Annotated in this window: 17 protein-coding genes; 6 read left to right on the plus strand and 11 right to left on the minus strand. The window is 59.0% G+C overall.

Annotation, left to right across the window (positions count from 1 at the left end; all coding sequences use genetic code 11):
• The coding region (locus tag VJ956_RS09215; RefSeq protein ID WP_324084054.1) for an aldehyde dehydrogenase family protein at positions 1-1,337 on the minus strand (1,337 nt) is incomplete at its 3' end.
• Positions 1,338-1,519: 182 nt separating this feature from the next.
• Here VJ956_RS09215 and VJ956_RS09220 point away from each other — a divergent pair.
• Positions 1,520-2,533, plus strand: a complete 1,014-nt coding sequence (locus VJ956_RS09220) for a histone deacetylase family protein (protein ID WP_324084056.1) — start codon at positions 1,520-1,522, stop codon at positions 2,531-2,533.
• Positions 2,534-2,582: 49 nt separating this feature from the next.
• Complete coding sequence (gene ppnN, locus VJ956_RS09225; protein WP_324084058.1) at positions 2,583-3,968, plus strand: nucleotide 5'-monophosphate nucleosidase PpnN; 1,386 nt, start codon at positions 2,583-2,585, stop codon at positions 3,966-3,968.
• Positions 3,969-4,027: 59 nt separating this feature from the next.
• Here the strand turns inward: ppnN and VJ956_RS09230 are convergent, their stop codons facing one another.
• From VJ956_RS09230 to VJ956_RS09240, 3 genes are all read right to left on the minus strand, one after another.
• Positions 4,028-4,357, minus strand: a complete 330-nt coding sequence (locus VJ956_RS09230) for a cytochrome c (protein ID WP_324084060.1) — start codon at positions 4,355-4,357, stop codon at positions 4,028-4,030.
• Between the two features lie 240 nt (positions 4,358-4,597).
• Positions 4,598-6,712, minus strand: a complete 2,115-nt coding sequence (locus tag VJ956_RS09235; protein WP_324084062.1) for a tRNA(Met) cytidine acetyltransferase TmcA — start codon at positions 6,710-6,712, stop codon at positions 4,598-4,600.
• Between the two features lie 4 nt (positions 6,713-6,716).
• Positions 6,717-7,097 carry a DUF2237 domain-containing protein gene (locus VJ956_RS09240; RefSeq protein WP_324084065.1) on the minus strand — a complete coding sequence of 127 codons (381 nt, stop codon included), beginning with the start codon at positions 7,095-7,097 and terminating at the stop codon, positions 6,717-6,719.
• Between the two features lie 211 nt (positions 7,098-7,308).
• On the opposite strand from VJ956_RS09240, the gene VJ956_RS09245 reads away from it, so the two are divergent.
• A complete protein-coding gene (locus VJ956_RS09245; protein ID WP_324084067.1) occupies positions 7,309-9,585 on the plus strand; it encodes an ATP-dependent helicase in 2,277 nt (758 codons plus the stop codon).
• A 22-nt stretch (positions 9,586-9,607) separates the two neighbouring features.
• Positions 9,608-10,087 (plus strand): hypothetical protein, encoded by a 480-nt coding sequence (locus VJ956_RS09250; RefSeq protein WP_324084068.1) that lies wholly within the window; start codon positions 9,608-9,610, stop codon positions 10,085-10,087.
• 6 nt (positions 10,088-10,093) lie between these two features.
• On the opposite strand, the gene VJ956_RS09255 is transcribed toward VJ956_RS09250, so the two are convergent.
• Both VJ956_RS09255 and VJ956_RS09260 read right to left on the minus strand, forming a co-directional pair.
• A complete protein-coding gene (locus VJ956_RS09255) occupies positions 10,094-11,311 on the minus strand; it encodes a methyltransferase (protein ID WP_324084070.1) in 1,218 nt (405 codons plus the stop codon).
• On the minus strand, positions 11,311-12,582 hold the full coding sequence (locus VJ956_RS09260; RefSeq protein WP_414674416.1) for a D-amino acid dehydrogenase: 1,272 nt from the start codon (positions 12,580-12,582) through the stop codon (positions 11,311-11,313). The genes VJ956_RS09255 and VJ956_RS09260 overlap by 1 nt, the downstream gene beginning before the upstream one ends.
• 177 nt (positions 12,583-12,759) lie before the next feature.
• On the opposite strand from VJ956_RS09260, the gene VJ956_RS09265 reads away from it, so the two are divergent.
• A complete protein-coding gene (locus VJ956_RS09265) occupies positions 12,760-13,569 on the plus strand; it encodes a TatD family hydrolase (RefSeq protein WP_324084074.1) in 810 nt (269 codons plus the stop codon).
• Positions 13,566-14,774, plus strand: coding sequence for an HD-GYP domain-containing protein (locus VJ956_RS09270; RefSeq protein ID WP_324084076.1), 1,209 nt, complete (start codon positions 13,566-13,568; stop codon positions 14,772-14,774). Before VJ956_RS09265 ends, VJ956_RS09270 begins: the two co-directional genes overlap by 4 nt.
• A 42-nt stretch (positions 14,775-14,816) precedes the next feature.
• Here the strand turns inward: VJ956_RS09270 and VJ956_RS09275 are convergent, their stop codons facing one another.
• The 5 genes from VJ956_RS09275 to VJ956_RS09295 are packed head-to-tail and all read right to left on the minus strand — an operon-like array spanning position 14,817 to position 19,298.
• Entirely contained in the window at positions 14,817-15,728 is a 912-nt protein-coding gene (locus tag VJ956_RS09275) for a lysine exporter LysO family protein (protein WP_324084078.1), read from the minus strand.
• An 18-nt stretch (positions 15,729-15,746) separates the two neighbouring features.
• On the minus strand, positions 15,747-16,067 hold the full coding sequence (locus VJ956_RS09280) for a DUF2288 domain-containing protein (protein WP_324084080.1): 321 nt from the start codon (positions 16,065-16,067) through the stop codon (positions 15,747-15,749).
• A gap of 54 nt (positions 16,068-16,121) precedes the next feature.
• On the minus strand, positions 16,122-16,511 hold the full coding sequence (locus VJ956_RS09285) for a response regulator (protein WP_324084082.1): 390 nt from the start codon (positions 16,509-16,511) through the stop codon (positions 16,122-16,124).
• Positions 16,501-17,649, minus strand: a complete 1,149-nt coding sequence (locus VJ956_RS09290; protein WP_324084084.1) for a response regulator — start codon at positions 17,647-17,649, stop codon at positions 16,501-16,503. Before VJ956_RS09290 ends, VJ956_RS09285 begins: the two co-directional genes overlap by 11 nt.
• On the minus strand, positions 17,646-19,298 hold the full coding sequence (locus tag VJ956_RS09295; RefSeq protein WP_324084086.1) for a diguanylate cyclase: 1,653 nt from the start codon (positions 19,296-19,298) through the stop codon (positions 17,646-17,648). Before VJ956_RS09295 ends, VJ956_RS09290 begins: the two co-directional genes overlap by 4 nt.
• Positions 19,299-19,386: the final 88 nt, after the last annotated feature.

A 19,386-nucleotide genomic window follows, 5' to 3' on the forward strand; every position in this document is an offset into this window, starting at 1 on the left:
GTGCCGGTGTTCCAGCCAACGTGACCAAAACGCAGCCCGGCTGCAACCCGCTGGGCCCGTTCTGCGTCAGCAGTGAATAAATAGGACGCCAGACCGAATTCGGTGTCGTTACCCGCTTCAATTACCTCTTCCTCACCGCGGAAGCTGGTCATGGGCACCAGGGGGCCAAAGGTTTCCTCGCGGAAGCAGGCCATTTCCCGGGTCACACCGGAAATGACGGTGGGCGGGAAGAACAGGTGGCCTTCGCCAAGATCCGCGGGGTTTTTACCGGCAACCAGCTCACCGCCTTGCTGTAGTGCGTCCTCAACATGGCGCTTGACCTTGTCGAAGCCAGCCTTGTTGATCAGTGGACCCAGGTTCACATCTTCGGCCAGACCATTGCCAACGGTCATTTTATTGACCCGCTCAGCAAGCTTTTGGCCAAATGCGTCCAGCACTTTTTCATGTACAAAAATGCGGTTTGCGCAGACGCAGGTCTGACCGCCACCGCGGAATTTATTGGCAATCAGGTTGTCAGCTGCGGCATCCAGGTCGGCATCATCGAACACGATAAACGGTGCATTACCACCCAGCTCAAGCGCCAGCTTTTTCACCTGCTCGGAGGTATCAATGAGCAGTTTGCGGCCGACTTCGGTAGAGCCCGTGAAGCTCAGCATCGGAACGTGCGGGCTCTCGCAGAGCACCTTGCCGATCACGCTGGCCTTACCCATGACCAGATTCACCATGCCATCAGGCAGGTCGACGTGCTTGTCCATCAGCGTGAACAGGGCGATCATGGTCAGCGGTGTTTCACTGGCAGGCTTGATCACTGACGGGCAACCAGCGGCAAGCGCCGCCGACAGTTTCTTGGCAATCATGCCAATCGGAAAGTTCCAGGGAGTGATCAGCCCGACTACGCCGATCGGGCGATAATGAACGGTCCAGCTGCAGTCTTTGGGCTTCTCGGCAAGCGTGTGGGCATCCAGCGCCTGTATGTGCTTCGAGCAGTAATCGAAGAACCCGGCCGCGTAATCGACTTCGCCCTGTGCTTCCTTCAGGGGCTTGCCATGTTCCATGCACAGAATACGGCCCAGCTCTTCCCGGTTGGCTGTCAACGCGTCACGGATGTCTTCCAGCCACTTACGACGGGTTTCGATGGCATAGGGCTGAGTCAGTTTCAGGGCCGACCGGCCTGCTTCGATGGCGTCCTTGACCTGAGCTTCGGGCATGGACGCCACATTTGCGACGACCTCGCCGGTGGCGGGGTTATAAACCTCAAAGGTGTTGCCGTCTGGTGAATCGGACCAACGACCTCCGATGTAACCAGTCAGCTTTGGAAGCAGTGGTGACTCTATCATCTCGGGCTTTCTCCCAATCTCTTCAGAATGTTTATGGAATGTGTTAATTCTCGTTTGCGTCGGTGTGAGATGTCTCTCATAGTGGATGCACAAGCCGCTAGTGTAAAGTCAGCGAGCGCTGTTTTTAACTGCGTATATACACCTCTATACATCATTTGCACACGCATTCAGGAGGCCTGAAGATGAAGGCATTTTTTCACCCCTCGCAAGACCAGCACCTGCCCAAGACCTATTTTACCCGGGGACAGATGCGCCAACCCCAGGAATTGCCGGATCGTACCGGGCAGATGCTTGAGGGGCTGAAGGAAATGGGCATACATGTCCTTCAGCCAGCCGATCAGGGCGCGGCACCTATCTCAAAAGTGCATGACCTGGGTTATCTGCGTTTTCTGGAATCTGCTCACCGCCGCTGGAAAGCCATGGGCGACTGGGGGGATGAAGTTATCTCTAACATCTTTGTGCGCTCGCCCAACGCGATGAAGGGTATTCTGGCCGAAGCCGGACGCTATCAGGCAGATGGCAGCTGTCCTATCGGCGAGAAAACCTGGGAGGCTGCCTACTGGTCAGCCCAGAGCGCGCTCGGCGCCGCCGATGCGCTGATCGCCGGTGATCGCGCCTCCTATGCGGTATGCCGCCCGCCCGGACACCACGCCCGGAAGGACGCAGCCGGTGGTTTCTGCTATCTCAACAACGCCGCCATTGCCGCCGAGCACCTGAAATCCCGTTATAACCGCGTGGCGATTCTGGATACCGATATGCACCATGGCCAGGGCATCCAGGAAATCTTTTACGACCGCAGTGACGTCCTGTACGTGTCCGTCCATGGCGATCCCACCAATTTCTACCCGGTGGTGGCAGGGTATGAGGAAGAGCGTGGTGAAGGCGAGGGGTTTGGTTACAACATCAACCTGCCGATGCCCCACGGATCGTCAGAAGAGGACTTCTTTGCCAGGCTCGATGAAGCGCTGGCGGCCATTCGCCTCTATAAGCCTGATGTGCTGATTCTGGCCCTGGGCTTCGATATCTACCACAACGATCCGCAGGCGAAAGTCTCGGTCAGTTCCGAGGGGTTCTCCCGGCTGGGGACCCACGTCCGGACCACCGGACTGCCCACGCTGGTGGTTCAGGAAGGCGGTTATGATCTTGAAGCCCTGAGCAGGAATGTTCAGGAATTTTTCAAGGGGCTTCAGGGCTGAACGTTAACCACTTGGTTCAATCTATCTACTGCAGGAATTTCTTCCGCTCATGAGCGAAACCAAAATCAATGCCCTCGTCTCACCCGAGGGCAGTCTTGAGATCCTTTCCACTTTTGAAGTCAACCGTCTCAAGGACAAGAGCGAGGGCGGACTTTACCAGCTGTTCCGACAGTGTGCGCTGGCGGTGCTTAACACCGGTGTGGAAACTGACGACTGCAAGTCGTTGATGGAAACCCATGCTGATTTCGATGTGCGCCTGATACCCCAACCCCGGGGCCTGAAGCTGGAACTGATTAACGCGCCCGCCCACGCCTTTGTGGACGGCGAGATGCTGCGCGCTCTGCGTGAGCATCTGTTCTCGGTGCTGCGGGACATTATCTACTCCTACTCCACCATCCCCCAGTCTGCGGCTGGCTTCAGGCGGGACGAGCCCGAAGGCATCACCAATCTGGTTTTCCATATCCTGCGCAACGCCAGGGTTCTCCAGGCCGGCCGGAAACCTGACCTGGTGGTTTGCTGGGGGGGCCACTCCATCAACGAACGGGAGTATCAGTACAGCAAGGACGTGGGCCACCAGCTTGGTCTGCGAGGCCTCAATATCTGCACTGGCTGTGGCCCTGGCGCCATGAAAGGACCGATGAAGGGAGCAACCATTGGCCATGCCAAACAACGGGTGAAGGATGGCCGCTACATTGGCCTGACCGAGCCGGGCATCATCGGTGCCGAGGCGCCCAATCCGATCGTCAACGAACTGGTGATTCTGCCGGACATTGAAAAACGCCTGGAAGCTTTCCTGCGTGCCGGGCACGGGGTCATCGTTTTCCCGGGGGGCGTGGGCACCGCAGAAGAGATTCTTTATCTGCTGGGTATTCTGCTACATCCGGAAAATGCCGACCTGCCCTTCCCTGTGGTGTTTACCGGTCAGCGGGAAAATGCGGAATATTTTGAAATGATCGACCAGTTCATCCGCAACGCCCTGGGTGACAAGGCCGCCAGCAAATACGAGATCATCATCGACGACCCGGCCCGCGTCGCGCAGACCATGAAGCACGGCATGCACGAAGTCGAAACCTTCCGGCGCGCCATGCAGGACGCTTACTACTTCAACTGGATGCTGAAAATCGACCCGGTGTTCCAACTGCCCTTCGAACCCACCCATGAGCGGATGCGGAACCTGGCGCTGCATCGCGACCAGCCGGCCCATCTGGTTGCTGCCAATCTGAGAAAGGCATTCAGTGGCATTGTGGCGGGTAATGTCAAAGCAAGCGGAATTGAGCAGGTAGAGCAGCACGGCCCCTTCGAAATCGCGGGAGATCCGACGTTACTGAGACCACTTGGAGATATGCTGAGGGAGTTCGTGGTCCAGAACCGGATGAAGCTGCCCGGCACCGGCGCTTACGAACCCAGCTACCGGATTATCAGCAATAAAGGCTGACACTCCGTTCTGATTCGATTGTGCCCGGCTCTGGACCGGGCACAGTACACGGATTATGTTCAGCCACCGGCCGGCAGGCTGGCGTAATAGGCCGCGAGATTGGCGATATCCTCATCACTGAGATTGGCAGCCTGGCCCTGCATGACGGCAGACTGTCCGCCGTTGCGCTGCTTGTTCTTGTATGCTTTCAGTGAGGACACCAGGTACTGCTCGTTCTGACCGGCAAGATTGGGATAACCGGGAATCTGGGCAATGCCATTGGTGCCATGACAGGCAGCGCAAACCTGAGCCTTGGCTTTGCCCGCTTCAACGTCTGCAGCAACAGACATTGCCGGAACAGAAGAACCCAACAAGAACAGACCTGCAATGGTGTAGTGTTTCAAATTCATTGGCTTTAACCTCTCATCATCATATTGGCACCGTGCAAGCGCTTTTTTTACGTTTCACGGCAATTACACTGCAATCGTGACCGGATTTATAGCACATCGGCTCGACTGGAGACAATCCCGGGGCCATTACTTTCAAGCCACAATACCGAGTGCCGGGGGCGGCTGCCGGATATTATCGATCGGCTTGTTGCTGCGGAGCAGACCTCGGATTGGTGGCAGACCGCCATGTGCCTGAGCTGATCACCGCCTGGAGCGGTTCTGCAGAATCTGCTGGACCGCCAGCCGCAGCCGGGCCTCGCCCTCTTCCCGACCCCGACACAACCCGCTGCGCCGCAATCGCGTCCAGTCCCAGCCCTGCAGCACTGACCTTGCCCACAGCCGGGACAGGTTATCATCTGCACCCGGAACTGACCGGGCAACACCGCCCTGCAGCGACAGGCTGCGCAGCACCGGCAAGGTCAGATCGAATCCGCGATGCCCGAAGGCAAAGCTGTCCAGATCCCTGTGGTCGTCCTCATCAAGGGGCTCTGCCACGGGCAGACTGGCCGTGAGTTGCCACAGGAGATCGGGATCAAGGTCGGACCAGATAACAGGCAAAAGGGTCAGCCAGTGTCTCGCCAGCCGCTTGCGCAGAGCATCTGTCAACCACCGCCCCGCTGCCGAGGTGCCGCACAACATCTGCAGTGGCAGCTCGCCGCTGCTGGTTTCGCGGGTCAGGCCAAGCCGAACCGGCAGCAGACCGTTACCCTGCCAGAAGCTCATCAGTTCAGGGTTGCCACCAAAACTCGTACCCAGGGCATCGAGTCCGGCTGTCACGGCATGGTCACATGCTGCACTGACCAGCGCACTACCCACGCCCTGCCGCCGGCTTTCGGCATTGACTGCCACCCGCACCACCCGCAGCAATCGCTGCCGGGCCGCAATCGCAAAGCCACTGTGACTCGCCAGGGACTGTGGCAACAGATGGCCGCGAATCCGCCTCTGGCCAAGCATGACCTGATCTGCCAGGGCTTCATCCAGACCACCCTCGACCGCGCTCCAGAGAACACCCACAACCACACCGTTGAGTGTCGCCCGCCAGCTCACAGCCGCAGGATCGTCCAGCCACTGGCGGAGGTCAGATGGGGTGGTGCGATAATGGGCATCGACCAGCAACCCGAAGCTCTGCTGGAGGTCGTCATCGCTGGCGCTGGCCGGTTGCCAGCGTTCTACCCTGAGCGCTTGTTCTGCCAGGGCCTCCTTTGCAGACAGTTGCGGGGCTTCAGCATTGAGCAGGAACATCCGGCTGATCAGCGGCTCCAGAGGATCGGATTCAGACCACCGGATCGGCGACTGCAACCTTGCCTGCTGCCAATGGGGAGTTTCCCGATCAAGCACCTCCCGGAACCGGACCGCAAAACCCCGCCCCGCACCTTCATAGCCATGGACCGTGGTTGCAAAAACCACTCTTGGCCAAGCCAGCAGAACCTGTTTGAGCCGATAGGGCGGCACAGATGCCGCTTCATCCACCATGATCAGCTCTGCCTCCGGACGCTGTTCCAGAAGATCTTCAACAGCTAAAAAGTTGACTTTGCCTTCGCTGGCAGCCGGTCCCGCATGAAGCAGCAACGTATCAACAGCGCCGGGCTCGTTGGCAGTCACCACTACCTGCTTCCGACCTTCTGCAATCAACCGCGCAGCGGCCATACCCAGTGCCGCTGATTTGCCACGGCCACGATCTGCGGTAATCACCAGTGGCCTTCGACGGCGCCCGAGACCGACCTTCACAATTTCGTCGACCAGCCGGGTTTGCTCTGGCGTCCCCGTCACCCGGAACGGCTGATCGACCGGGCCCGGATCAGGCAGTGACGGCGAACCATGCTTGCCGGAACGCAGACGAATAACCGACGGATCCTCACCGATCACCCGGGCCAGGCGCCCCAGAAAGGCGTGGGAACCGCCGAAATCCAGACCGACCCGCCGGTAATCCGGATCCTCGAATCGGGACCATTGCTCCAGCGGCGGCATCAGCCAGAACAGAAGGCCGCCGGCGGCCAGGGTACCGGCCAGCGCCGCCAGCCCGTCCGGAGGATTGCCCTGCCAGCCGTCCCAGACCACACAGTTCAGGTCTTGCCCCAGCCAGCGCCGGGCCTGTTTTGCCGGTATGGTCGCCATGCCTTCAATGCCAGGTGCCTCTCCGGAACCAACCCAGACTCCGGGCGCTATCGACAGTTCAGGCAGAAAGGTCTGCAACCAGTTAACGGATGCCTGGCGGTCGCCTTCCAGCAGCACGAGGCGGCGGTGGCCGGCATCACGCAGACGGGCCTGGAAACGCTGCCAGGCCAGAATGTCCGGCTGACCGGAGGATGCAGTCACAGGATCAGCTCAGGTCCATGGAATGGCGCTTGAGATCATCCAGAGTCGAGTATTTCAAGGCCGAACGGTGGGTGGCTTTCAGTTTCACTCTGGGCGCACAGCCAGCTTCAAAGGCTTCCTGCCAGCGGGATGCGCACAGGCACCAGGAATCACCATCCTTGAGACCGTCAAAGCCGAATTCCGGCCTGGGCGTACTCAGATCGTTGCCTTTGGCTTTCGAATACTCCAGAAACTCACTGGTTACTACCGCACAGACAACATGGGCACCCAGGTCTTCCGGGCCGGTATTACAGCAGCCATCCCGGTAGAAACCGGTCTGCGGATCGGTGCCACACAGTTCAAGCTTCTCACCTAAAACATTTACCGGTTCAGCAGTCGTTGCCATAACGTCAATCTCCAATATCAGGTTTTTTAACTTTGGGGGTAGCGGCCTGGGACAGGGGCTTTCAAAACACGCTCCTTACGGCACATCCCTGTGACGCTTGGGCTCCGCACAGTTTTGAAAGCCCCTGTCCCAGACCGCCGCCGGGCCAACGGGTATACGCCAGTATGTCGGACTGGTATCAGCGCTGCCAATTGCTCCGTACAATAACGCCATGCCAACGCAAACCCAATCATCCAGCCTGCCGGATCTACCGGAATTTCTCACCGACGAGCAACGTGAGATTATTACTGCCGGATTCGAGCATGCCGTGATTACCGCCGTCGCCGGTAGTGGCAAAACCTCCACCCTGGCCTGGCGCATCCGTTACCTGTTGCAACAGGGCCATGACCCTGACCGGCTGCTGGTGCTGATGTTCAACCGCAGCGCCCGGGTGGATTTCGAACGCAAACTCCTCGACGTCACCCGTGATACCGGGCTGGGACTGCCGGAAATCCGCACCTACCACGCCATGGGTTTCCGTCTCTACAAGCGGTTTGTCCGGGAAGGCTATCTCCCTGGCTTTGCTGAGAAAATTCTTACCGACCAGGAAATCAACTTCCAGGCCTGGCAACTGACCCGCCGCCTGGCGCCGGAAGATCTGGCGGACGAGATCAGGCGCAACAAGAAGGATTTTGTGGAAACTGCGGTGAATTTCATCGACCGGGTGAAAACCACCCTGTCTCCTGCCGAAATCGTGTTCGAGGAACTCGGTTACGCCGACAAGCACCGGTACCTGATCGATCTGTTTCACAGTTTTGAACAGTGGCGCAAAAGCCAGAGCCGGATCGGTTACGCGGACATGCTCTATGAACCGGTCATGGCCATTCACCAGAATCCGCCGCTGCAGCGGCTGGTGGGCAACAAGATGGACATGATTCTGGTGGATGAGTATCAGGACACCAATGAGATCCAGCATCTGCTGCTGCGCTATGTCGCCGGGGAACGGGCACGGGTAACGGTAGTGGGTGATCCGGACCAGACCATCTACGAGTTTCGTGGCGCCAGGCCCGAATTTATTCTTACCCGTTTCAGCGAGGAGTTCGACCGGCCCCTGGAACAGACCCTGAGTTACACCTTCCGCTACGGTCACCGGGTGGCGCTGCTGGCCAATCACCTGATTGGTCACAACACCGGTCGCAAAGATGTTCAGTGTCACTCTCACCCCGGCACGCCGGACACTGGCATCACCCTTCACGAACAGCAAAACGACGGCGATACCGTGTTGAAGCTGCTCGGACCCATGGCCGAAACAGACCTCGCCAACACCGCCATTCTGTTCCGGGTGTGGAGCCAGAGTGTCGCTATCGAGTTGAAGCTGCTGGCCAGACAGATTCCCTATCGCATTGATGCCGGCAAGGGCGCTCTGTTCAGCCGCGAGGTTCAGGCCATCACCGCTTTGCTGACGGTGGTCGCCAGGCGCTTGCAGAATCTGCCTGATGACGACCGGCTGGACGTTGCCCGGCAATTGATGCGCTTCCCCCATGTCGGTCTGAAAGAACCGGAACTGGAGCAGCTGGCCCGTTTCCTGGCCGGATTTTCCGGGGCCTGGCATGAGCGCCTGCTGGCGCTGGATTTTGACGCCCTTGCCCCGATGGCCGCGCGCAAGCTGCGGACACTGGGTGAGACCCTGGCAGATCTCGACAACCACAGGGGCCCAGTGGCCGGGGTTATCGGGCACTACGCCGAAGCCACGGAGCTGAACGAAGGCATTCGCAGCCTGGCGCTGACCCATGAATCCGCCGAGGAGCGCATCGAGACGGTCCAGGGTTTCCGGGCCTATCTGGCCTCTCTGGAAGTCGATGCCTCCGGCGCTCTGGAGCATCTCAAGGCGCTCAAGCAGCAGGCGGGAAAAAGCAGGTCCGGCGGGGTGCTGCTGTCGACCATACACCGCACCAAGGGCCTGGAATGGGCCACGGTGATCGTGCCCGGGCTGCAGGAAAAATACCTGCCCTACAGCCCGAGGTCGCAGGAGGACGTGAAGGCCTTTCTGGAAAGCGAACGGCGCCTGCTCTACGTTGCCATGACCCGGACCCGGCATCATCTGCACCTGATCACTCGCCCGGCAGGCGCTCTGCCCCACCTTGACGGCGATCTGGGCCCCAGCCGGTTTGTGCATGAACTGTGCTTTGCGCTTTCGGGCGAACTGGGGGCCTGGCTCGAACAGCGCCAGCCGGATCAGTCCCGACTCACTGTCAAGGCGCCATTGACCGCAACCGCCAAACGTTACGCCGCCCACGAGTCGGTTATACTGGAGGGCGGGCATGAGCCCGGTGACGCTGCCAGCCAGCCGATCTGGACGCTGGCGCGGGTGAGTCACGCGGTCCTGGGCCCGGGCGCGGTGGTCAGCGAGGATCAACAGTCCTTTGTCGTCAGGTTTGAATCCGGCGACACCCTCAATTTCAGCAAAAAAAGCGCACATCTGTACTTCCAGGCTGCGCCGGCAGCTTAGCGCCCGATCCGGAGTCAGCGAGATGATGTATGTTGCCGTTTTTATCAGCCTGCTGCTGTATGGATCGTCGGTTTCCGGGTCAGACATTTACCGCTGTGAGTCTGATACCGGGGTTCGCTACACCGACCAGCCCTGCAGCGATCAGGCCGAAAAAATTACTGTGCCGGACAATCGTATTGGCGGTAATTTTGGTCAGAACCTGCCCACTCCACGCCAGCCTGAACCCGCGCCAGAACCTGAGGAGGACCAGGAGCAAGCCGCAACGGATCCCTGTCGCTATATCAATTCCACCGATCTGCGGCGTTACCTCATCCGCGGACAGGTGGTGAAAGGCATGACCAAAGAGCATGTGATCGAAGCCTTTGGCCGCCCTCCGGAAACCTATCCCACGCCCCGGGAAACCTGGGTCTACCAGACCCGATACTACGGCGCCCTTTACGAGCTGACCTACGTCTATTTCAGGGATGGCTGCGTGGACGAGGTGGTTTACCGCAAGCCCTGACCAGCCTCAGTGTTTCCGGGTTGCGTCAATCAGCAGGTTGCGGGGGGTCAGATTGCGGTCGCAGAAGGTGCCCAGCCGCACTTCGTAGCCCTGCTCCTCAAGAAAGACCGCATAATCCATTACCAGCCAGAGCTCGAGGGGCCGCCGGAACAGATGCCTGACCAGTTCGTGGCGCCGCACCTGTGCCAGCCGCTGAGCGCCATAGGCTTCCCAGGCCCGGTAATCAACCGGTTCCGGCAGCGTGATCCGGGTTTTATCAGCGGCCCAGCGGCAGAACTGGCGGAAATCGGCTTTTGCCATCCATCCGGGGTGGGACGGCACCGGCAGGTACTGGTCCAGCTGCCGCAATTGCCTCTGCAGACCGTCGAATCCCAGACGCCACTGGCTGAAGAGACGAACCTGATTCCGGACTCTGGCGGGCGCGGTTACGGTTTCCTCAACCGCCAGCCTTAGATCAGCCCGGGTGACCGGCAGGCAGCCCGGCCACTGGCGGGCCTGCCGGGACAGGGGTCGATAATCCGACTGTGAGCACAGATGGAAACAACAGGGCGCCACGCTCAGCCGCGACAGCCTGCGCTTCGCAGCCTGGCTGATCAACCGTCGATGCAGATCACCACAGGCGTGCAGCGCCACCGCATGGGCGTCGGCAGGCAGGTTCAGGTCATCCGCCATGACATCCCGGCAGAACAGATGAACCGGATCGCCGGCTCGGCGCGCCAACCGATTGCCGTCGTCCACCAGCGCCGGATTCCAGTCATAGCCGCTGACCGGATATTGCGAGAGGGGAAGAAGCGTGCGCGCCAGATGGCCCTTGCCGCAGCACCAGTCGAGAACCGGTGCATCAAAGGGCCGGACCGCAGCCACGAAAGCGCCGGATTGGCGCCGTTTCCGGCCCGGCATATCGCGGGCTCTTACCTCGGCAAGGGTGCATGACTGTGCCAGGGCATCGTCCGCAAGCTCTGGCAACCGCGTCATGCCCGGCAGTTCCGCAAGCGCAGGCAGCATCGACATCAGCCGGTGCGCCAATGCAACCGGTTCGTTTTCAAACAGCTCGCACTGTTCATCACTGAGGCCGGCGACCTGCCGGTCCAGTTGCGGCCAGCGCCGGGTCCATTCCGGTGAGGACCCGGTAAAGGGCGCGGGCTGCCAGAGTTCGCGGTGCGCCGAAAGCCAGTCGTTCAGGTGCTGCCAACGGGCACTGAAAGAGGCCAACGCCAGGGCCACTATTCGCGGAACCGGCCCGGTCGGAACGGATCCAGGCAAACCGCTGTGGGCTCGCCGTCGATCAGCTGGGCAATCACGTTCGCGCTGCCCGCCGACAGGGTCCAGCCGAAGGTGCCGTGACCGGTATTGAGATACAGATTTTCCCGGGGCCCGCGGCCGATGACCGGCGGGCCGTCGGGGGTCATGGGGCGGAAACCGGTCCAGGATTCGGCGGCCATCAGATCGGCACAGCCCGGAAAACGTGATTCCACCGATTTGCGGATCGTGGCCAGTCGGGCTTCCGGTATATCCCGGTTGAAATCGGCCATCTCGACAAAACCGGAAGCGCGCAGACGGTTACCGAGTCGTGTCGAGACGACTTTGAAATTGTCGTCATGGACCGTGGAGACCGGCGCGCGACTGGTGTCTTTCAGCGGCACAGTGAAGCTGTAGCCCTTGACCGGATAAACGGGCAGCCTCAGGCCCAGGGGTCGGGTCAGCTGATCTGACCAGCAGCCGGCGCAGACGACCACGGCGTCCACGTCCAGGATCTCCGTGGTACCAATGTCGGTACGGGTAGCCAGCCGGGTGATCCGTTGATCATCAGCAATAAGATGGGTGGTCTCGGTATTGTAGCGGATGCTGACGCCCTTCGATTCGCAGGCGTTGGCCAGCTCCCGGGAAAACAGGTGGCAATCGCCGGTGCCGTCGGTGTCGTAGCTCAGCGCACCGTGAAGCGGGCCGTTACCGGTCATTCCGGGTTCAGCCTCACGCACCTGCGCTGGTGTCAGCAGACGGGAACTGATACCAAGCTCGTTCAGCAGTTCCTGGGTCCTGCGATAGCCGGCAAGAGCCTCCGGGCTGCTGGCCAGGTGCAGCAGGCCCCGGTGGTCACCATCAAAATCCGGGTCAAGTTCCTGCTCCAGTGCCGCAAAGCGCTCGCGGCTGTGGATGCCGAGGCGCAGCATCGCGCGCTTGTTCAAGCCGAACAGGCCGGGCGACCAGGCGTAGCGCAGGGTTGAGAACATGAACCGCAGGGTATCCAGCGATGGCGGCATGGCCATTTTCAACGGGCCGTCCTGTTTTAACAGCCAGGGGATGGCTTTCGGTACCATGGCAGGATCCGCCCAGGGATACACCACGCCGTAGGAGCGCTGGGCGGCATTGCCCTTGCTGGTTTCATTACCAGCGACGCCGTGCCGCTCAACAACCGTTACCTGATGGCCGCGACGGTCAAGCTCGTATGCTGTGGTCATACCAACGACGCCACCACCAACGACTGCTATGTGCATAAATGGCCTCCCTCGGGGCTGGATGAGCTGACACCGTTGCCAGCAAAGTTTTTCAGGTTCATCGAGGGCCTCTGTTTCAGCCATGCAGGTCAGCCATCGAACAAACTGATACCATAGCCGGCGAATGTCTCAGAATAGCAGCGATTACCACCGCTGCGAGGAAGTAAAAGGCCGATAATGAGCAAGAAACGCCGCGAAATACCCGTTTTCGATCAACCAATCATCGAAACCCACTGTCATCTGGATTACCTGAAGGCAAGGCCACTTGCAGAAACCCTGGCGGAGATACAGCGGGTCAACATCGAGCGTGTCATTACCATTGCGGTGTCGCCGGAAAACCTGGCCAGGGTGCGGGAACTCAGTCAGATCGCCCCCTGGGTCTATGGCACCCAGGGGGTCCACCCGCACGACGCCGGGACCTATTCCGACAGCGCCGAAGCCGAGATCCGCGCCCATGCCGGAGACGACAAAATCGTCGCTGTCGGCGAAATCGGCCTCGACTACTTTTACGACAATGCCGAGCGCAATGTCCAGCGTGACGTTTTCCGCCGCCAGCTTCAGATCGCCTGCGATACCGACCGCCCGGTGGTGATACACAGTCGCGATGCCGACGAGGATACGATTGAGATCCTGCAAGAGTATGAAGCCACGCTCAAACGTCGCGGAGTCATTCACAGCTTCACGTCCGGCCCCGGTCTGGCGCAATACGCACTGGATCAGGGCTGGTGCCTGGGCTTCAATGGCATCACCACTTTCAACAAGGCTGAAAACGTACGGGATATTGTACGCATGGCGCCCATCGGGCAGATCCTGCTGGAGACGGACTCGCCTTTCCTGACTCCGGCGCCCTATCGCGGCAGGGAAAATGCTCCTTTTTACATCCCCTTCGTCGCTGAAAAAATCGCAGCGGTGAAAGATCTTGGGCTTGAGGAGGTGCTGGCCACAACCTACCAGAACAGCCTGAGGACCTTCTTCCCACAGCCATGAACAAGCGCATACCGGTATCGGCACTGAAGGTCGGCATGTACATCACTGACCTGAACAACGACTGGATCCCTCACAACACCCAGCGCAAACGCGGCGTGGTCAAGAAAGAGGAAACCATCGACAAGATCCGCCAGCTCGGTGTGGACTTTGTATACATCGACGTGTCCAGAGGTCTGGATTCCCAGGATTCGGAACCCGCCCACGAAGTGGATCGACGAAATGAAGCGGCTCTTGAGCAGGCCGGCGGGTTGACTCCGGGTAGCTTCCGGCGCGTCAGTGCCGAGGAAGAAATGGTGGCTGCGCAAAAGGTGCATCACCAGGCCCAGAGCCTGGTTGGCGACCTGATGAACAATGTAAAAATTGGCAGGGCCATTGATATGGCACCGGTTCACCAGCTGGCTCACGAACTTCAGAATTCTGTTTTCCGCAACCCCAATGCACTCAGCTGTCTGGGACGTATCCGCGCAAAAGACAATTATCTGCTTGAGCACTCGGTCAACCTCAGCGTCCTGATGTCACTTTTCGGCGGCTATCGCAGACTTTCGTCCGATGCACTTCACCAGACCATTGTCGGTGCCCTTCTTCATGACATCGGTAAAATCCTCATACCCGACGAGATTCTTCACAAGCCGGGCCGGCTGACAGCGGAAGAATTTGAAGTAATGAAAGCCCACGCCCAGCACTCAAGAACCATCCTGCAGTCAACTGAAGGTATCGGAGACCTGACCATAATAACCGCAGCACAGCACCATGAGCGCATGGATGGCAGTGGCTATCCCGAGGGGCTCAAGGGTGATGAAATATCCATGTACGGGCGCATGGTTGCAATTACTGACGTATACGATGCAATCACGGCTGACCGGGTTTATCACAAGGGCATGACACCTACCCAGGGGCTCAAGAAACTGCTGGAATGGAGTGACGGGCACCTTGACCCGAAACTGGTCAGGGAGTTCATTCGCTGTGTCGGCCTCTACCCGATTGGCTCGCTGGTGCTGCTTGAAAGCGGTCGGCTTGGTGTCGTTATCGAAACCAATGACGAAGATCAGCGGCTGCCTGTGGTCCGGGTGATGTACAGCATCAAGTTCCGGATGCCGGTCATGGTCGACACCCTGGATCTGGCCAAACCAGGCACTCAGGACCGGATTATTCGCTCGGTGAACCCGGAGGACTACAGCATCGATGTGCGCAAGTTCCTGGTCTGATCCGATCAGTCTGAGCCATTGCGCAAATCACAAATTCCGCAATCATGCTGCCAGCGACAGAAACACCGCCATCAATACCGGTGACAGAAAAGACAGGATAAAACCGGAGGCAATCGCTACCGGCACACAGGCCAGGCCACCGCTGCTGCGGATTATCGGCAGGGTAAAATCCATCGCCGTGGCGCCACCATAGCCGATGGCCATTGCTGGCCTGCGACTGATCAACAGTGGAATAATGGCCAGCGCGATGATTTCCCGTATCACATCGTTGAGAAAGGCAACACCACCCCAGGCGGGCCCCAGAGCATCACCGATAACGATACCGGACAACGAGTACCAGCCAAATCCGGAAGCCAGTGCCAGCGACTGGTACCAGCCAGTGTCCAGCATGGGTGCCAGGGCGAGTCCGGCCACCAGTGAGCTGCCTGCCAGCACCAGGGAAATACCCAGGCCATGGCGGTTGAGCAGCAGCCGACGCAAAGACAAGCCGGCATTGCGTAACTGCAGCCCGATCAGAAACAGCAGAAGCATCAGCATGGCGGTGGCAAGATCCTCGGCCATGGGCAGGGGCGGCAGCAGCCAGTAGCCGGCTACAACCCCCGCCAACACCGCCAGCAGTGGTTTCAACCCGGCCAGAAACAGCCGCCGATAGCCTGATGCCGCAGCCGGAACGGATTTGTCCGGTACCATCGGCTGGAATTGATGCAACAGCCAGAGCCCCGCCAGATTCGCGATCAACAGGACAACGACAAGCAGAGCCACCTGCACCGCCATACCGGCCAACTGGTCCGCCAGCCCGCTCATCTGCCCCAGGCCCAGACCCAGCAGCGCGAGGATAAAATATACCAGGCCCTCGACCAGGTAATGAATCACCGTCATGATCCGGCGATTTTCCAGTCGCAGGGCAAAGCCGAAGAACAGCGGCGCCAGTATCAGCAGTGCTCCGGTCAGCATGAATACATCAGCCGGCCATCAATGCAGAATATGATCATTACGATCCTGGACCAGTACCCAGGGCGCAACCACCAGGGCCCACAACTCCGCGTCGTTTTCGAACCAGTCGCGGGCCTGGGATGGCGTGACCTCGCCTACCTGCCCGCCGGCCATCCAGTGTTCGAACCGGGCCTTGTTGTCCACGGTCAGCTCGGCCGCCACCGTCAGCAGGTCAAGTGCAGGAGAGACCCGCACTACCTGGCCCCGGGCGAAGTAGGTCTGCAGATCTTTCCAGCTGATCTGTGATGTTTCAAGATTGAGTCTGGCGCGAAGCTGTTCCAGGGATTCATCGGCAGGCATGCGTAGAACCTTTGACACGAACGATAGAAAAGGACGGCAAGCTTAACCGATGTGTCAGCGGGATTGCCAGATTTCCAGAATCCGGTCTGACAGTGTCATGGGGTCAAAAGGCTTGGGAATGACACCTGTAGCACCCCCGGCGAGATAACTCTGGATTTCGTCGGCCTGAACCTTGGCCGTCATGAACACCGCTGGCGTTAATGCGTATTCCGGTAATTTGCGGATCTCGCGCAGCGTCTCCGGGCCCTCCATGCCGGGCATCATGACATCGAGGATGATCAGTTGCGGCGCAAATCCGGCGATTGACTCCAGGGCCTCCGGTCCACTGGCGCAGACTTTCAACTGAAACCCGCCAACACTCTCCAGCGCAATTTCGGCCACGGCTCTAATATCTTCTTCATCTTCGACCAGCAGTATCCGCTTCAGGGTTTCGTCATTCGGCATCCGGCTGCTCCTCATTCTGGTCAGCAATTCCGAGCAAACGTAGCAGGCGATGATATTCCTCGTCTTCACCCATACCATTGACCAGCATGGCCGCCGCGCCCATGATCAGATGATCCGGTGTCACCGAATCCCGGCGCCGGAGGTGAATTGCTCCCACCAGTCCCCTGAGTTCCAGGGGCAGGCGCCACTGAATCTTCATGCTGTTGCCCAGCTTTTGCGCCCATCCGCCAATGGCCTGGTCGATTTCAGCGTCAGAGACATCTGCACCGGCATCCACATGTTGCTGGATAACCTTGAGCGCAACCAGTTCACCCACCCGACTTAAAAGTCCGGCGGTAAAATGTAACTCTCCACTACTTCCCGAAAGCATGGCGAGACGCTGGGCCTCCAGTGCCACTTTTTCCGCCCACGCCTGATATTCCTGGGCCAGAGCTTTCAACCTCTGATCCGGCAACTGGCCGGCAATGTCCAGGGATAGCGCCAATGCCTGATTCAACGCCATCGGCACACCTATCTTGGTGATCGCGTCTTTCACGCTCAGCACCGACTGACCTGACCGTCTCAGCGATGACCCGTTGGCCACGCCCAGCAATTTTGCAACGATTGCCGGTTCGCGTTTCCAGCGCTCTGCCAGCTCGGCAGGCGCGAGCTCGTTCTGTCGTTCCAGCAGTTTCAGGACGGTTCCGGCATCGCTCAAACCCGGCAACTGACTCGACGAACCGACCGCGGTCTGCAGGCGCTCACCCAGATCCGGCAACCCCTCCCTTTGCTGCGCAAACGGAGCTATCAGTGGCCCCAGACGTTCATGAAGCAGTTCGACACTGAATGGTTTGATAATGTAACTGCTGATCCCCAGACTGGCGGCAGTCAGGATCGAGTTTCGATCAGAACGAGCGGTAACGACAACGACCGGTACCGCTTCGCTGGTATCGCGAACCGCTTTTACCAGCGTGAGTCCAGAGCCGTCAGGCAGGTTCCAGTCGGTAATAACGAGGTCGGCAGGCCCTGCCAGCCAAGCCGCCGTTGCCTTGTCGACCTGATCAAAAATCTGGACCTCCAGCCCCGGATAAAGCCCTGAAACCACGGTTTCGAGCAAATCCGCAATCATCATATCGTCTTCAAGAATCAGCACTTTCATAAGGAAGCTTTCGTTACGCCGTTTCTGCCATTCTCTTTGCGCCGATAAAGAGCCTGATCTGCAGCCTCAATAGCATCGTCCGGGTGCCGATAGTCCGGCAACGATGCCAAACCAACACTGAGCGTGACAGAGAATGAGCCTTCGCTGCCCTTGAACAGCAGCCGAGAGAAATCCTGACAAACCGATACCAGCAGTTCTTCTGCCTTTTCGACAGAACAGTCCGATAGTGCGACAAGAAATTCTTCACCACCGTAGCGGCCAATAATATCAGTCTTCCGCAGACGGTGTCTGAGAAGGTTGGCCAGGCCCTTGATAACCAGATCACCCGCCCGATGGCCGTGGCTATCATTAACAGCTTTAAAATGATCAAGATCCAGCATGGCCACTACCGAGACATGCTGCATTCGCTGACATCGCGCATGCTCCTTGGCGACCTCAATGTTGGCAAGGGAATGTTTCAGCAGCCCGGTCAGGCTATCCCTGGAAACAAGCTTGTCCAGCTGTCTGGCCCGGTAGCAGCGAATGCGCACCGTTCGCAGCAGGAACGCATCGGAAACCGGTTTGGTCAGAAAGTCATCGCCGCCGTTCGCCAGCGCATCCAGCTGTAGTTCCCGGTTCTGTTCTGCGGAAAGATAAATGATTGGCAGACTGAGCCATTGCGGGTCAAACCGGAGCATCCGCGCCAGTGCCGGCCCCGATATATCGCCCATCTGCACATCCATCAGGACAATGTCCGGACGAAACTCTGCCAGCGCGGGCAACAACACAGAAGGGTCTCCCGCGACTACCTCAACGTCCATTCCACTGTGAGATAACACCAGCTGGTAGTGTTCCATCAACTCACGATCATCGTCAACAATCAGTACCTTGCCAGTTACCGCATCCGCATGGTCGGCGAGCAGGCGGTCAACATGATCGGCAAGCGCAGGCAGGTCCAGCGGCTCGCAGAAGAATGCTTCGGCGCCTGCACTGGCCAGGGCGTAGCGTTGAGACAATGTGTCATGATCACCGACGCAGATAATGGGCAGCTCGATAAATGAACGTGGTAACTGATTGCCTGTCGCAAGAAACGTCTCGTCTCGGACTATCAGCGCCGAGGGGAGAGGGCCGCCGGCATTGGCTAATTGCGTCGCGTCAGACATCCAGCGGGCCTGGTAGCCATACAGCCCCAGCCCGTCGATAACACGCCGGGCAAGCGCTTCATCCGGTTCCACCACAAGCACCGCGGGCTCAGTCGGATCCGCCTGGGGACTCGCGCGGTCGCCCTGCTCCGGCAACTGCTCTGGTTCAGGTCTCTGGTCTCTCGACTCCAGCAACGATCGCAGGCCAACAATCCGGTTGCCCAGTTTCTCGTCAATCACCGCTGACGGGGAGGTGCCATGGCGACGCTCCTCCAGCACCTGCTGTACGCCCAGTTCCAGGATTCTGGCCTCGTCGCCAAGCCGGGCAAGACCAAAGGTCCCCGCCGATCCTGCCAGTCTGTGAAGAATCCGGTAGGCAAGGGCCATTTGCTGCTGAACATCCTGGCCGCTACGAATGGATTCAATGGCCCGATCCAGCGCGTCGAATTCGCCGATCACCTTGTCACAGAACTTTTGCCGCAAAACCGCGAGTTTCGCATTGACATTACCGGGCCTGATGTCTGGCATGCTGAATTTTCTGTACCTAATTTTACAAATATAAGCTTCGCTTTCAGCTACGCTCCCATCAAAGCAATTTTTTAACGAAAATGCCAGA

The organism is Marinobacter sp. (assembly GCF_035268745.1).
Lineage (GTDB): Bacteria > Pseudomonadota > Gammaproteobacteria > Pseudomonadales > Oleiphilaceae > Marinobacter.